This window comes from Rothia sp. HMSC062F03, assembly GCF_001836905.1.
Lineage (GTDB): Bacteria > Actinomycetota > Actinomycetes > Actinomycetales > Micrococcaceae > Rothia > Rothia mucilaginosa_A.
In genome coordinates, this window is sequence record NZ_KV830861.1 from 34,915 (window position 1) to 50,530 (window position 15,616).

The 15,616-nt window shown below is 62.1% G+C and carries 11 protein-coding genes; 10 read left to right on the top strand and 1 reads right to left on the bottom strand.

Annotated features, from left to right (window positions below; genetic code table 11):
* The 10 genes from HMPREF2674_RS00180 to HMPREF2674_RS00225 form a co-directional block, all read left to right on the top strand.
* Positions 1-2,026, top strand: a 2,026-nt coding sequence (locus tag HMPREF2674_RS00180; protein WP_070824509.1) for an ATP-dependent Clp protease ATP-binding subunit, incomplete at its 5' end; no start/stop codon positions are given.
* 158 nt (positions 2,027-2,184) lie between these two features.
* The gene (locus HMPREF2674_RS00185) at positions 2,185-3,153 is read left to right on the top strand and encodes a Sir2 family NAD-dependent protein deacetylase (protein WP_049346826.1); all 969 of its coding nucleotides are present in this window, start codon (positions 2,185-2,187) and stop codon (positions 3,151-3,153) included.
* Positions 3,154-3,265: 112 nt separating this feature from the next.
* Complete coding sequence (locus HMPREF2674_RS00190) at positions 3,266-4,564, top strand: excalibur calcium-binding domain-containing protein (protein ID WP_070824510.1); 1,299 nt, start codon at positions 3,266-3,268, stop codon at positions 4,562-4,564.
* 323 nt (positions 4,565-4,887) lie between these two features.
* The gene (locus tag HMPREF2674_RS00195; protein ID WP_070824511.1) at positions 4,888-5,955 is read left to right on the top strand and encodes an excalibur calcium-binding domain-containing protein; all 1,068 of its coding nucleotides are present in this window, start codon (positions 4,888-4,890) and stop codon (positions 5,953-5,955) included.
* Positions 5,956-6,277: 322 nt separating this feature from the next.
* Complete coding sequence (locus tag HMPREF2674_RS00200; RefSeq protein ID WP_070824512.1) at positions 6,278-6,985, top strand: DUF4956 domain-containing protein; 708 nt, start codon at positions 6,278-6,280, stop codon at positions 6,983-6,985.
* Positions 6,986-7,082: 97 nt separating this feature from the next.
* Positions 7,083-8,003: a polyphosphate polymerase domain-containing protein gene (locus HMPREF2674_RS00205; protein ID WP_070824513.1), complete on the top strand. Its 921-nt coding sequence runs from the start codon at positions 7,083-7,085 to the stop codon at positions 8,001-8,003.
* Positions 8,004-8,216: 213 nt separating this feature from the next.
* A complete protein-coding gene (locus HMPREF2674_RS00210; protein ID WP_246826133.1) occupies positions 8,217-9,941 on the top strand; it encodes a carbohydrate-binding domain-containing protein in 1,725 nt (574 codons plus the stop codon).
* Positions 9,942-10,292: 351 nt separating this feature from the next.
* Positions 10,293-10,502: a DUF3073 domain-containing protein gene (locus HMPREF2674_RS00215; RefSeq protein ID WP_049331591.1), complete on the top strand. Its 210-nt coding sequence runs from the start codon at positions 10,293-10,295 to the stop codon at positions 10,500-10,502.
* Between the two features lie 309 nt (positions 10,503-10,811).
* Positions 10,812-11,882, top strand: a complete 1,071-nt coding sequence (locus HMPREF2674_RS00220; RefSeq protein WP_070824515.1) for a phosphodiester glycosidase family protein — start codon at positions 10,812-10,814, stop codon at positions 11,880-11,882.
* Positions 11,879-13,153, top strand: a complete 1,275-nt coding sequence (locus tag HMPREF2674_RS00225; protein ID WP_070824516.1) for a bifunctional glycosyltransferase family 2/GtrA family protein — start codon at positions 11,879-11,881, stop codon at positions 13,151-13,153. Before HMPREF2674_RS00220 ends, HMPREF2674_RS00225 begins: the two co-directional genes overlap by 4 nt.
* Before the next feature lie 240 nt (positions 13,154-13,393).
* Here the strand turns inward: HMPREF2674_RS00225 and HMPREF2674_RS00230 are convergent, their stop codons facing one another.
* Positions 13,394-15,097, bottom strand: coding sequence for a S8 family peptidase (locus tag HMPREF2674_RS00230; protein ID WP_070824517.1), 1,704 nt, complete (start codon positions 15,095-15,097; stop codon positions 13,394-13,396).
* Between the last annotated feature and the right edge of the window lie 519 nt (positions 15,098-15,616).

The following is a 15,616-nucleotide window of genomic DNA, read 5'->3' on the forward strand; positions in this document are numbered from 1 at the left end:
CCGCCGCACCAAGAACAACCCCGTGCTGATTGGTGAGCCCGGCGTCGGTAAGACCGCCGTGGTCGAGGGCCTGGCACAGCGCATGGTTTCCGGCGACGTGCCCGAATCCCTGCGCGGCAAGACCCTCATCAGCCTGGACCTGGGCTCCATGGTCGCAGGCGCAAAGTACCGCGGTGAATTCGAGGAGCGCCTGAAGGCAGTCCTCGAGGAAATCAAGAAGTCCGAAGGCCAGATTGTGACCTTCATCGACGAGATTCACACCGTCGTCGGCGCTGGCGCATCCGAAGGCTCCATGGACGCGGGCAACATGCTCAAGCCCATGCTTGCCCGTGGCGAGTTGCGCCTGATCGGTGCGACCACCCTGGATGAGTACCGCGAGAACATCGAGAAGGACCCCGCACTGGAGCGCCGCTTCCAGCAGGTGTACGTGGGCGAGCCCAGCGTAGATGACACCATCGGTATTCTGCGCGGCCTGAAGGAGCGTTACGAGGCACACCACAAGGTGCAGATTGCTGACTCCGCACTGGTTGCCGCAGCAACCCTGTCCAACCGCTACATTCCCTCCCGTCAGCTGCCGGACAAGGCAATTGACCTGATTGATGAGGCAGCATCCCGCCTGCGCATGGAGATTGACTCCGCACCGGAGGAAATTGACCAGCTGCGCCGCGCCGTGGACCGCCTCACCATGGAGGAGCTGGCCCTGGCCGACGAGACCGATCCCGCATCGGTCGAGCGTCTGGAGGCCCTGCGCAAGGATATGGCGGACAAGAAGGAAGAGCTCGACGCCCTCAACGCTCGTTGGGAGGCTGAGAAGGCTAGCCTGAACCGCGTGGGTGACATCAAGACCCAGATTGACGAGCTGCGTTCCCGCGCAGAGGTTGCACAGCGCGAGGGTAACCTCGCCGAGGCATCTCGCCTGCTGTACGGTGAGATTCCCGCAAAGCAGGCTGAGCTGGAAGAAGCACAGCGTGCCGAGGACACCGCCAAGAGCGAGTCCATGGTCTCCGAAGAGGTTACCGCAGACGATATCGCCGAGGTGATTTCCTCCTGGACCGGCATTCCCGCAGGCCGCATGATGCAGGGTGAATCCGAGAAGCTGCTCGAAATGGAGAAGCGCATCGGTGCCCGCCTCATCGGTCAGGAAGCCGCAGTGGTCGCTGTCTCTGATGCTGTGCGCCGCGCCCGCGCCGGTATTTCCGACCCGAACCGCCCGATTGGTTCCTTCCTGTTCCTGGGCCCGACCGGTGTCGGTAAGACCGAGCTGGCTAAGGCACTGGCCGAGTTCCAGTTCGATGACGAGCGTGCCCTGGTGCGTATCGACATGAGCGAGTACTCCGAGAAGCACACCGTGTCCCGCCTTGTCGGTGCCCCTCCCGGATACGTCGGCCACGAAGAGGGCGGTCAGCTGACCGAGGCCGTGCGCCGTCGCCCCTACTCGGTGGTCCTGCTCGACGAGGTTGAGAAGGCACACCCCGAGGTCTTCGACATCCTGCTGCAGGTGCTCGATGACGGCCGCCTGACCGACGGCCAGGGCCGCACCGTGGACTTCCGCAACGTCATCCTGATTCTGACCTCGAACCTCGGTTCGCAGTACCTGGTCAACCAGGACCTGCCCTTCGACGAGCGCTCTGAGAAGGCTCTGGAGGTTGTGCATCAGGCATTCCGCCCCGAGTTCCTCAACCGACTGGACGACATCATCATGTTCCAGCCCCTGTCGGCTGAGAACCTGGGTCAGATTGTGGGCCTGCAGATCAAGAGCATGGCTAAGCGCCTGGAGGACCGCCGCCTCACCCTGAACGTGACCGAGGCAGCCCTCGAGTGGCTGGGCAAGACCGGCTACGACCCGGCATTCGGTGCCCGCCCGCTGCGCCGCCTGGTTCAGCGCGAGATTGGTGACCGCCTGGCTCGCGGCATCCTCTCCGGCGCTATCCACGACGGCGACACCGTGACCGTGGATGTGAACCCGGACGTTGCCAGCGACGGCCTGGTCGTGACCTCCGAGCGCGAGCAGAAGGCTGAGGACTAAGCTCAACCGGTTAGCCGGACGGAGCCGATTGGCTCAGCGGGCTTAGCCCGTGGCTGACTCCGCGAGTTCGAAACCGCAAGAAATAGGCTGTGGGGTACCCTCGAAAGGGGGTGCCCCACAGCCGTTTAACGTACTAAATCACAGAGCATGGGAGAAGAATGGACCGCTGGACTGACCACCAGAACTTCGCCGCCGCCGGTGAGCAGCGCGAAGAAATCGCCTCCGTGCACAGGGCCGCGATTCGCTCTATCCAGCGGGTCGTGGCGGATACCGCCGAACCCCACGAGGAGGGGTACGCCGCCGAGGGCATTGCTCGCCTACTCAAGGCGGGTAAGGTTCTCGTGCTCACCGGCGCGGGCGTGAGCACCGAGTCCGGCATCCCCGACTACCGCGGCCCGGGCGGATCCCTGCACGACCACCGTCCCATGACCTACCAGGAATTCCGTTACGATGATGCCGCCCGTCAGCGCTACTGGGCGCGCTCCTACGTGGGTTGGCGCCGCATGCGCCGCGCCCAGCCGAACCGTGCCCACTACGCGCTCGTTGAGCTCGAGCAGCTGGGCGCTATCAATGGCGTCATCACGCAGAACGTGGACGGCCTGCACGCCCGCGCCGGAAGTCGCAATCTGTTGGCCCTGCATGGCGATCTGTCCCGTATCGTCTGCCTGGACTGCGGTCAGGATGAGGGCCGCGAGAGCCTGGACGCGCGCCTGGACGCCGCGAACCCCGGCTACCTGGCGCGCCTTGAAGACGAAGAGCTGCGCGTGAACCCCGATGGTGACGTGGAGCTGGACCAGCAGTACATCCAAGATTTTCGGATGGTGCCCTGCCTGGGGTGTGGCTCGACCCGCCTCAAGCCGGATGTGGTGTACTTTGGCGAGTCCGTGCCCGCCGAGCGCAAGGCGCGCAAGGACGCCATGCTCGCCGAGTGCTCGGCGCTGCTGGTGGTGGGTTCCTCAGTGGCGGTGATGAGCAGCTACAAGATTGTGCTGGAGGCCCTGCGTGCTGGCAAACCGGTGGCGATCATCAACGGCGGCCCGGGCCGTGCGGATACGAAGGCCACCTTCCTGTGGCGCACCGGGGTGGGGGAGGCCCTGGAGCTCATGCTTGATGCGATTGACAGCTAGGCTTTCGATGGTCCGGCCGCTGCGACCACCCGCCCGCGGTTGTGTTGCAATTCATTGCAAATACACCCTTGACTGGTGAAAATACCTTGGAACCCGGGGCTAGAATGAGGGAATGGACATTCGAAACACTATCACTCGCTTCGGTGCCACGGCCCTCATCGGTTGCGGTTTGGTTGTGACCGCCATCCCCGCCACCTTCGCTCAGAATGACGGCGAGACCGTCACTCGCGAATACCAGGACCGTGCCGCCTCCCATATCTCCGAGGTCTGGTACAAGGGTGAAACCCTCGAGATCTCCGGCGAGGGCTTCCTGACCCAGGACCGCGCCTCCGGCTCGACCATCGCCATTAAGCTCAACAAGGGCGCCATTAAGATCGACGGTAAGGACTACCTCGAGGTAACCGCCAACGATAAGGGCGAATTTACCGTCTCGATTCCCTGGCAGAGCGACCTGGAGGATCGCGTCTCCGTTGACGTGTACCTGCTCTCCGGCTCCCTGAAGGATAACGACACCTCTCGCGGCGGTAAGGCTGCGACCGTGAAGATTGAGGCTCGTTCCGTGGCCCCCGAGAGCCCTAGTGCCTCGGCAAGCGTTTCGGCAAGCGCCGAGCCCTCCGCATCCCCCAGCGCTACCGCCGAGCCTTCTGCATCCGCCAGCGCTACCGCCGAGCCGAAGAAGGAATCCAAGGACGATGCTTCTGCCAGCCCCTCGGCATCGGCTACCGCGGCTGACGAGACCGTTGCCTCGGTAGATGCCGAGGTGAAGAACCGTGCCGATGAGAAAGCCTCCGCTTCCGCCTCGGTGAGCCCGAGCGCCACCGCATCGGCTTCCGCGTCTACCGTTGTTTCTCCCTCTGCCTCCTCTGAGGTAAAGAACGAGAAGAAGGCCGACCAGAAGGTATCGACCGCTAAGAACGACCAGAAGGCCGAGCAGAAGGACGGTTCCCAGCAGGCTCCCGCCGCGCAGGATCAGCTGGGTGGCTCCTCGAGCGTCCAGGCCCCCGCAACCGAGCAGCCTTCGCCCGAGAGCACCCGCTTCGCTAACTGCTCCGAGGTCGCCGCCGCGGGCCTGGCCCCCATTCCTTCGAGCCACCCGGACTTCCGTAAGCAGTTCGACGCCGATAATAACGGCCTCGGCTGCGAGGTTGTCGACAGCGGTTCCTCCTCTAACGGTGGTTCCTCCTCGAATGGCAGCTCCTCCTCGCAGGACAATCTCGGCTCCAGCGGATCGGGCACCCAGGACCGTCTCGGCTCTTCCTCGTCGAGCGCCTCTCTCTCGAGTCGCGCGCAGCGTTCCTCGCTGGCTAATACCGGCGCCTCGAACGTGTTCACCGTGACCGGCCTGGGAATGGTGGCCGTCGGCTTGGGTGTTGCGGGCGTGACCTCTGTGCTCCGTCGCAAGAACTCCTAAGTTTAGAGTTTAGGAATCCGGTGCTCCGAGCATCGGATGCGTTGTTCCAGGATTCCCCTCGCTCGCCTCGCGGGCGTGGGGGATTCTGCGTTTAACGGGGTCCCGAGCGGTAGGGCGTTGAGTGGGTTTACGGACGGAAAACCGTCTAAACTAACGCCCGGATTCCAAGGCGCCGGTAGCGTTCGAATTCTTTGAATATGCGATTGATTCTTCACCTCGCCCCTCAAGAATTCTTCAAGAAGGGCCCATTAAGTGAGTCAGCTCATGTTAAATCGGCATCATGCACCCCGATATTGTCAGGTTCGGTCGTTAGAATGGGGGGCATGAGCATTCGAAACAACATCGCACGCATCGGTGCCACCGCCCTGATTAGCTGTGGCCTGGTCGCTACTACCGTCCCCGCTACCTTCGCTGACGAAGCTGCACAGGAGATTTCCTTTACTTACGCGGATTCCGCACGCCTCATCACCCCCGACACTTGGGTTGAGGGTCAGGGTCTGACCATCGCGGGTGAGGGCTTCAAGACCGCTGACGGCGCCTCCGGCTCCGTGCTGGCCCTGAAGCTGAACAAGGGCGCAGTGAAGATTAATGGCCAGGACTACCTGGAGATCCACGCCGACGAAGCCGGCAACTTCACCGTCACCGTTCCCTGGCAGAGCGAGCTGCAGGGTAACGTCTCGGTTGACCTCTACCTGCTGTCCGGCTCCCTTAAGGATGGTGACGTGCCCCGCGGCGGCAAGGCTGCGACCGTGACCATTAAGGCCGCTAACGAGTCGCTGCCTACCCCGGCCCCGAGCGAGTCCACCGAGCCCACCCCGGCTCCCTCCGAGGACCCGACCCCCGCTCCTTCCGAGGACCCGACCCCGGCTCCCACCCAGGACCCGACTACCGAGGCCCCCAAGCCTGCTGAAGAGACCTCCGCACCTGCAGTTGAGGACGCTAAGGAAACCAAGCCTGCTGAGGACCAGAAGCCTGCCGAAGAGCAGAAGTCTGAAGACCAGAAGTCTGACCAGGCTTCCGACTCCTCCGCAAAGGACGAGAAGGCCTACAAGTACCAGAACTGCGCTGACGTATGGGCAGACCGCGGTGGCCCCATTTACAAGGGTGACCCGGACTTCCGCGAGAAGTTCGACGCTGACGGTGACGGAAAGGGCTGTGATGAACAGCCCGATTACAAGAACTCCACGTCTGACAACGACAACCTGGGCTCCAGCTCCTCCAACGACAACTTGGATTCCGGCTCCGGTTCCTCCAACGCATCCTCCAAGAGCTCTTCTTCCCTGGCTAAGACCGGTGCATCCGGTGCGATGACCGCTGCTGGCCTGGGTCTGATTGCTCTGGGCGCCGGTGGTGCAACCATCGTGGCAACCCGCATGCGCAAGAAGGCATAAGTACATACTGAATTCTAGGGTTACTCCCTAGAAACCCGAGTGGGGCTCCCTCTGATGTAGAGGGGGCCCCATTTGTTGTATCCGGGCGCGGCTGACCGCCTCACTGCGCCCCGGTAATTGAAAAAACCTTAAAGGTAAAACGCTCTGACCAGTCATTTAATCGGTGTTTGCGAAGACATAAGTGAGAATTACAGAGCGCACAGGCGTGACACAGCTTCGGACGGGATTCTAGAAACCAAGCAGAACACGTAGGTACTCAAGCCGGAGCCGAGAACAGACGGCTCGGGAAGCTGGAAACCTACCCCACGACCTGGAGCACCCCATGACAATCCTGACCATGGCGATTGCAGACGCCCTCGCGATCGCAATCCTGTGCACCCTTTACCTGGTGCGTCACCGCAACCGCGAAATGATGATTTCCTACGCGGTCATCAACGCCGGTATCTTCACCGTCTCGGTGGCCCTGGTCTCGGCGGGTTCAAACGCCTCGGCCATGGGCATGGGCCTCTTCGGTGTCCTGTCGATTATCCGATTGCGTTCCACCGCCCTGAGCCAGCGAGAAGTCGGCTACTACTTCGTAGCACTCTCGGTTGGCATGATCGCCGGTATCAACATCAGCCCAGCGTACATCGCCTTCATCCTGATGGCGGCCCTGGTGGCTCTCATCGCAATCCTGGATGCGCGTAGCACCCCCGCGGTCAAGGGACAGGCCCAGACCGTCACCGCCGATCGCGCGATTAGCGATGAGGAAGAGCTCAAGGCTTACCTGGGCGCCCGCCTGGGCTACGCCATCACCTCGGTCAAGGTGACCGAGCTGGACCTGGTGAACGACCTGACCCGAGCTACCATCACCTACCAGCCCAAGGAGACCACCGAGGGCGGCACCCCCGCAGCGGTGGAGGCAGCAGCACCGCAGGTAACCGCAACCCGCCAGCCCGCGGCAACTCAGCCGGTAGCGCCCACCGCCGAGGCGTACGCCACGCTGGATACCCGGATGATGCCGCTCCAGCGGACTCCCGTCGCTAAGTAAGCCCGGTAGGCGCCACCCCAAAATCTAAAATCCACGACAGACGCACTACTCCCGCCGCCTTCGACGAATCGAGGCGGAACCCCAGAAGGATAGGACCATGACGAACGCAGCCGCAAACATCATCCCCGCAGAGTGGAAGAGCATCAGTCTCGAAGCCATGAACGAGAAGGCAGCCATGCAGACCCGTGTGGACCGCAAGTACATCGTCGATGCGGAAACCGCCGCGAAGGTACTCTCCACGCTTGACGCAGACGCCTCCGTCATGGACATCAAGGGCCAGCGCGACTTCGCCTACGACTCGGTCTACTTCGACACCCCGCAGATGCAGAGCTACCACTCGGCAGCCTACAGCCGCGACGATACCTTCAAAATCCGTACCCGTAGCTACCTGGACTCGAAGCTGACCTTCCTGGAGGTCAAGACCGACGGCGAGCAGGACATGACCGTCAAGAAGCGCATCCCGTACACCTTCGAGAAGCGCGATACGCTCACCGCGGAAGGCCACGAGTACATCACTGCGGCACTTGGTGACATCCTCGCGGGCCCCGTGCACAAGCTGGAGGCGGTCCTGACCACCGGGTACCGCCGTACCACGGTCTTCCTGCCGCAGAGCGAGAAGAACCCGGTCGCCTCCCGCATGACGGTGGACACCAACCTGACCTGGACCCCGCTGTCCGAGAACATCCTCATGGCGGGCGTGAACTACCGTAACTTCCACGGCAACCTGGTCGGCACCACCTACGGCCTGCCGAACACGGTCATCATCGAAACCAAGTCCGGTGTGGAGCCCTCCGTAGCGGATCAGCACCTCTGGGATGCGGGCATCACCCCCTCAAAGATTTCCAAGTTTGCAACCGGCATGGCGGCGATGAACCCGCAGCTGGCAAGCAACAAGTGGAAAGAGACCCTGGAGAACTGGATGCACCTGGAACCGGTCAACGGCACCCGTCCCGACGTGGATACGCTGACCGAGGAAGACTACCGCAAGCTTCTGACCGAATGTTACGCGGCCGCTTAGGGCCGTCACCCCGGATGCGCGGGTAGGGTAGCAGGCTCTACCCGCGCGGATGGAACCGGATCCTGACCAGACATAGCCCTGACCGGGCGCAGGCACCAACAGGATTCGCTAAGAGTACGCCTGACCCCCCCAAAAAAAGACTTACCCGAAAACCGCAGCGGCACTACATAGTGCTTGTGAACCACGAAGAGGAATACCGTGAAAAAGAGCAATATGATCAAGAGCGCAACCTCCATTACCCTCCTGGCGGCCCTGGCCCTGACCGGCTGCTCGGCAACCTCGGCATCGAACACCAGCGCGACGAGCGCCATCAGCACCTCCACCTCGAGCGATTCCGACACCAAGTCGAAGACCGCCGATTCCTTCTCCACCGACGTGAAGAACGGCGCGAAGCTCGCCGAGGACACCCACTACTCCGCGAAGGATCTGACCTGGGATTCCTCCAGCGAAGTCACTATCGATCTTTCTAACCCGACCGCGACCGACGGCGTGACCGTCAGCGACGGCGTCATCACCATCACCAAGGCGGGCAACTACAAGCTCAGCGGCACCTATAGCGGCCAGGTCAAGGTTGAGGCAGCCGACAGTGACATGGTCCGCCTGATCCTGGATAACGCGACGATTACCAACTCCACCGGCGCGGCCATCAACGTGGTTGAGGCGGACGAGGTCGTTATCTACACCGCCTCGGGTAGCACGAACACCGTCTCTGACGGCTCCTCCTACTCCGATACCGCCAGCGGCAGCCCCGACGCAGCCATCTACTCCAAGAGTGACCTGACCCTTGCCGACGAGGGCACCCTGAAGGTTGAGGGCAACTACGAAGAGGGTATCCACACCACGGACGGCCTGGTCATCGCCTCCGGCACCCTGGAGGTGACCGCCGCGAACACCGGCATCAAGGGTAAGGATTACGTCGATATCCTGGACGGCACCGTAACCGTGACCGCAACCAAGGACGGCATCAAGGCTACCAATGACACCGACGGCAACCGCGGTTGGGTCCGCCTGAGCGGTGGTACCGTGAACATCTCCGCCGGTGACGACGGCTTCAAGGCCGAGCGCGTGCTGGAGATTTCGGGCGGTACCCTGAACATCACCGGGTCGAACGAGGGTATCGAGGCGCAGTACATCAACATCCTGGACGGTACCGTGAACGTGACCAGTTCCGATGACGGCATCAACGCCTCGTACAGCACCTCCAGCTCATCCAGCACCGAGTCGACGTCGAGCTCCACTACGCAGACCAGCCAGACTGCCCAGAGCAACCAGACCGCGCAGAGCAACCAGACCGCGCAGAATACCCAGAGCGGCCAGTCGGCACAGGGTAATGCAGCGCAGGGCGGTCAGGGCGGTCAGCCCCCGGCAGGCGGCCAGGCACCCTCCGGTAACATGGGCCAGCCCCCGGCCGGTGGCGGCGGTGGTATGGGCGGTGGCGGCGGCACCTTCGAGGTTGTCGACGCGACCATCAACATTGCCGGTGGTACTGTCACCGTGAACGCAAACGGCGACGGCATCGACTCTAACGGTACGGCAACCCTCTCGGGTGGCACCCTGGTCGTGAACGGCCCGTTCACGGGCGGTAACACCTCGCTGGATACCAACGGCGACCTGCTGCTCAACGGTACGACCGTGGTTGCGGGTAACTCCGGCGACATGTTCGAGGCGCCCGCATCCTCCTCCACCAGCGGCTACGTGAAGCTGACGAATCTGTCGAATGTCAGCAGCGGCACGACCATTCAGGTGGCCGATTCCTCGGGTAAGGTGGTGGCCAACTACAAGGTGACCAACTCCAACACCGCACTGATCCTGGTTTCCAGTGCCAATATCACCAAGGGCCAGAGCTACACGGTGTACACCACGACCGATAGCGTGGATGCCTCCAGCACTTCCGTGGCCTCGAACGCCACCTCGCTGGGTAGTTTCACCGCAAGCTAGGGCCCGGAACTTGGGAATCCCATAGACCCCGCGCCGGAGGTCATGACCGGTGCGGCTGATTCTCTCGATGCCGGTCTTGTGAGTGAGCCGCCCGAGAGACACGAACCCCGCTTCGAAGCTGAGTATGCCTTCGACGCGGGGTTCCGTGCGTGGAGAGCCGAGAGCGAGAAAAATAAAACGGATGTTCTGGTGCATAGGGGTGCTCCGCTCCGTAAAATACGTGTTGCAGAGCGCGACATTGAACGTCAAAACAGGGTACTCTATAGTGTAGTAAAGACTGTAGAACGATCCGAGGGAGGGCGTGCCCCGCGCGCCCGTAGCTTCGGACAGGATGAAAGAGGGGGTCACGCCATGGGGCGCGGCCGTCAGAAGGCTAAAGCAACAAGGCAGGCTCGGGAGATGAAGTACTTCAGCCCCGAGACCGACTACAGTGCTCTCGAGCGTGAGCTCAGCAGCGCGAAGAATACCAAGTCCTCCGATTCGTCCCGCCGCCGCTATGACGACGAGGACGACTACTCGGCATACGCTGAAAAGTACGCTTCCTACGAGGATGAGGCATAGGGATACGCGGAATGATTCGGTAGGTATCGACCGAGCGTATTCTACAGATGATGAACCGGCTTGAGGCCCCGCACGGGGTGCTCAGCCGGTTTTTTCGTGCCCTCAAGACCCCAAGCCGAGAGGGCGAGCCCCGGGAGGAGCGCGGATAAGGGGACGCGTAACCGAGAAAAACACGAAGGAGACCGCTCCGCCGGAGGCCTCGAAAGACGGAACACCCCTGCATAAAATAATTTCGGCTGAATAAGCATACATAGCTGAGGCACAGCTTAGTCATGCCTGGCGCTGAGAGTACACGGGCAATCTAGAGTCATGAATAACGAACAGAACATGACTCAGAACAGCAACCAGACCACCCAGGCCGCGGCAGAACAAACCGCCGCAGAGCAAGCCGCAGTAGAACAGAAGCTCGCCAAGAAGAAGCTCACCCGCCGTATCTTTATCGGAGGCGGCCTCGGCGCGCTCGCCGTTGTTGGCGGCGGCGCGGGCTGGGCCTACAACCGCTACCTGGCAGAGCACACCGAAATCGAAGACACCACCGCCTACGAGGCGGCCGCAGCCCAGGCGAACGCCTCAGCATCCGGCTCCGCCACCGCAAGCCCTAGCGAACTGACCGGGGTGAAAATCGATGGCCAGACCCTCACCGCTAACGAAGGCTCGATTACCATCACCTCCACCACCACCGGTAGCGGCTCCGACGCGGTTGTTTCCTTCGTCGCGGACATCAAGCTCGATAACGCGACCCTGCTGCGTAGCGCCTTTGCGAACAACAAGTTCGGCCAGAACATCATTGATACCCCCTCGAATATCGCCTCGGAGCACAACGGTATCTGGGCCATTAACGGCGACTACTACGGCTTCCGTACCACCGGCATCGTGATCCGAAACGGTGTTGTCTACCGTGACTCCGGTGCACGTGAAGGCCTCGCCTTCTACCGCGACGGCTCCGTCAAGCTCTACGACGAAACCGCAACCAACGCCCAGACCCTCGTCAACGAGGGTGTGTGGAACACCCTCTCCTTCGGCCCGGCCCTGGTGAAGGATTCCGCCATCGTGGATGGCATCGACAGCGTTGAGGTGGACACCAACTTCGGTAACCACTCGATTCAGGGTAACCAGCCTCGAACCGGTGTGGGTGTGCTCGGCACCAACCACCTGGCTTTCATCGTGGTCGATGGCCGTTCCACCAACTATTCGCGCGGCGTAACCATGACCGAGTTCGCGCAGATGTTCAAGGACCTGGGGTGCGTGAGCGCCTACAACCTGGACGGTGGTGGCTCCTCCGCCATGGTCTTCAACAACCAGCTGGTCAACCGCCCCCAGGGCGGCACGAAGGAGCGTGGAACCAGCGACATTCTCTACATTGCCGGGAGCGCATCATGATTATTCTAATTCCCGCATATAAGCCTGACCAGTCTCTTGTCCGTCTTGTGCACGCTCTAAAGGCGCAAGACGCGAGCGCAGAGATTCTCGTTATCGACGATGGATCCGGTAGCACCTATGCGCCAATTTTTGCCGAGCTGCACCTGGATGGGGCCATCGTTCGGACCCACCCCGTCAACCGAGGCAAGGGCGCGGCCCTGCGTACCGGCATCGCCTGGGCGAAAGCAAACCGCCCCGGTGAGGTCATCGTCACCGCCGATGCGGACGGCCAGCACCTCCCTCGGGGCATCTTCCGTGTGGGTGTGCGCACCGAAACCGCCGCGGCGGCAGGGCAGCGGACCATCATCCTCGGCGTGCGTACCAAGCCCGACCCGAACGCCGGCGAAGAAGGCACGAAGGCGCCGCTGCGCTCCAAAATTGGCAACAGCGCAACCGTAGGCTTCTTCGCCCTGGCGACCGGCGCCCGCGTGGCAGACACCCAGACCGGTCTGCGCGGCTTCACCCCGCAGATCCTGGACTGGCTGCTGCAGATTCCCGGCGATAAGTACGAGTACGAGTTCTCCATGCTGCTGCGCGCAACCCGCGCAGACGTGGAGTTGGTGCAGGTACCCATCGTGAAGGTCTACGAGCCGGGCAACCCGACCAGCCACTTTAGGCCTCTGCAGGACTCGGCGCTGATTTACGCACCGCTGCTTGCCTTCCTGGCGTCCTCGTTTGTGACCGGCTTCCTGGTGGATGCTATCGCCCTCTTCGTCCTGGTGGGCTTGGGCGTTCCGCTGCTGGCAGCCGTGATTGGTGCCCGCGTCATCTCGGCGCTGACGAACTTCACCGTCAACCGAATGCTCATGCACGACGGAGGCGCACGCCCCTCGGCATCCTCCTCGCTGGTACGTTACACCGTGCTGGCGGTGGGTATCCTCGCAGCCAACGCGGCTCTGATGGAAACCCTGACCGGCCTGGGCGTATCCCTGCTGGTCGCCAAAATCCTGACCGAGCTGATCCTTATTCCGGTCAGCTTCGCGGTCCAGCGCCGCTGGGTGTTCGCGGATAAGCCCTCGCAAGAATCCGGCACGCGGAAGGCCGACTCCACCCGGATCCCCGCGGGCCGGGCACAGGATCAGGCTCACGGTGGCTCGTACCGGGGTGTGGCCCGGGAGCAGGCGCCTGTGGTTCTACGCTCCGGCGGAGCGTCGGGTCTGCGCGCCCTCAGCTACGAATCGGCTCGACTGGAAGCTGCCGGCCTGCGCGGCTCGCGCACCCGGTCCACCTAGACCGGTGGCCCGTTTCGGTAGCCACCGGCGCTGGACGGATTACCGTTCGAGCCCTCAGCCTCTCCCGCTCGTTAGTCGTGAGGACGGTCGGGAGATATCAGACCGCACCTGATGCGTGCGGTGTTCTGTTCACGCAAAGCCCCCACCGGGACGTACCCGGCGGGGGCTTTGTGATTGTCATTCTTTGAGGTTTCCCACGGCTAACGCCGCCGGAAGACTGAGGGGTGAGAGCTCACCGAATTACTGACCGGGAATCAGGCCGTGCGGGGTAATCAGGAACGGCGGGTTGTGATTCGTGGTCGGGTTGGTCACGTAACCGGTGCGAGCCGCACGGGTCGGGTACTTCGGTGCACGCTTGGGCTTGGGGTGCGCCGGGGCGGCGTTCTTGCCCTGCAGGACCTCAAGAGCGCTCGCGGCGTTCGCGATACCCGCGCCGCATGCGTTCACATTGCAGGTCAGCGGCTTTGCGCTCTGCTTGAGGACCTGCTTTGCACGATCGGCGGTCAGCGAGGGGTCCACGGACTTCATCAGGGCGATGATGCCGGCCACCTGGGGAGCCGCCATGGAGGTGCCATCGTACTCGGTGTAGCCGGCACCGGTGGATACGGTGGTGCCGAGGTCCACGGTAGACATGATGCCGTCGCCGGGGGCGCTCACATCAACGATCTTGCCGTAGTTGGAGAAATCGCTGCGCTGACCCTTCTGATTCGTGGAGCCAACCACGATCGAACCGCCGCAGTTTGCGGGGGCAATCTTGGAGGTGTCCTGGTCGTCGTTACCGGCGGCAACCACCAGAATGGCACCACGCTTATTCACCTCGGCAATGGCCTTGGAGTAGGTCGCGGGGCAAGTACCCTCGCCACCGAGGGAGAGGTTGATGATCTGGGCGGGGTGGGTGTTGGCGGGCACGCCTTCAACGGTGCCGCCCGCGGCCCACACCATGGCATCCGCGATATCGGAGTCGTAGCCACCGCACATGCCCAGGGCACGCAGGGGCAGAATCTTGGCGTTGGGAGCCACACCCGCGATGCCGCGCTTGTTGTTCATGATTGCGGCGATGGAACCGGCCACATGGGTGCCGTGCCAGTTCGACTCGCTTGCCTCAGAGTCAGCGGCGCAGACGCCGGCTTCTTCCCAGTTACCCTGGTCGGTGGGGTCGGCGTCGCGGCCGTTGCCGTCACGGGCGATGGAGGGCTCGGTGATGAAGTCGTAGCCGGGCAGAACGTTCGCGTCGAGGTCCGGGTGCTTGACGATGCCGGAGTCAATCACAGCAACGGTCACGCCGGAGCCCTGGGTGGTGGCCCAGGCCTCGGGAGCGGAGATGCCCTTAGCGTCGTGTAGGTTCCACTGCTGAGGGTACAGGGTGTCATTCGGGGTGACGGCCGCCTGGGTCTTCGAAGCGCTTGCGGCCTTGGCCAGGGTGCTGGTGGCCTGGCGGCGCGCGCTGGAGCGGCGCATCAGGTCGGGCTCGACGGAGGCGACGGAGGCGTTGGAGCTCAGCGCCGCCATGTATTTCTCCGCCTGCTCTGCGGTGAGCTTGGAAGAAGTGGTCACCACGGTTGCCTTCTGGGAGGTGGTGCGCACGTAGTTGGTTTTGACATTGAGCAGGTCGTCGATCTTCTGCACGTCGGCGGTGATGCCGGAGTAGAGGGAATCGCTCCAGGTGGCAACATGGGTGCCCGCGGGGCTTGCCCAGTTGATGCCGCCGGCGTTCAATGCGTCATCGGTGTAGGTGATGACGAAGCGGTTGAAACCTGCCTTCTGCTGATCGGAGCTGAGGGAGGAGATGGTCGTGTGTGCTGCGGCGCGAGCTGCGTTGCTGGTCTGGGCGGGAGCCGCGAAGGTTGCGGGTGCGCCCAGGGAGGCCACGAGTGCTGCGGCGGTTCCCATGCTCAGTGCGACGCGTGCGATGCGGCGCGAGGAGGGATGAGTGGTAAAAGACATCGGGGTCCTTTGCATATGTGAGTGCCGGAAGCGGCAGTTGGTGAGGATGACCCACTCACATAAATGCACTTTTCGGAAAACATTTATATTTCTTTGTGCGCCGCGTTGGCAGTGCGGTAACGGAAAGAAAAATGCACATTACTGCATTAATGTGCAATGTTTTCTAAGCCCCTGGAGGAGTTTATTTCGGAAGTGGTTTATGCGGTGAGATATTGCTATCCTAGCACCTTTCCCTCGTTGCAAAGCTCCAAAAACCGGGAATGTGGCACAGCTAATGTATTTTTTTGATTTTGGGATAAAAATAAAGAATTGCCTAGTCAAGACAATATTGAGAGATTGAAGTAAAGATTTAGATATTCTTCAGCTCGGCATAAATAGTTGCATAGCAGAATTGATATTTTAGGAATAAAGTATCGCATTATCGCAAGCACCATTCCGCCGGGTAGTGCATGAACACCACCTGATGGGTCGTGGCATGAGGGGACCGAGAGCACCGAGAGCGCGGGGCGTTAGGTTGGG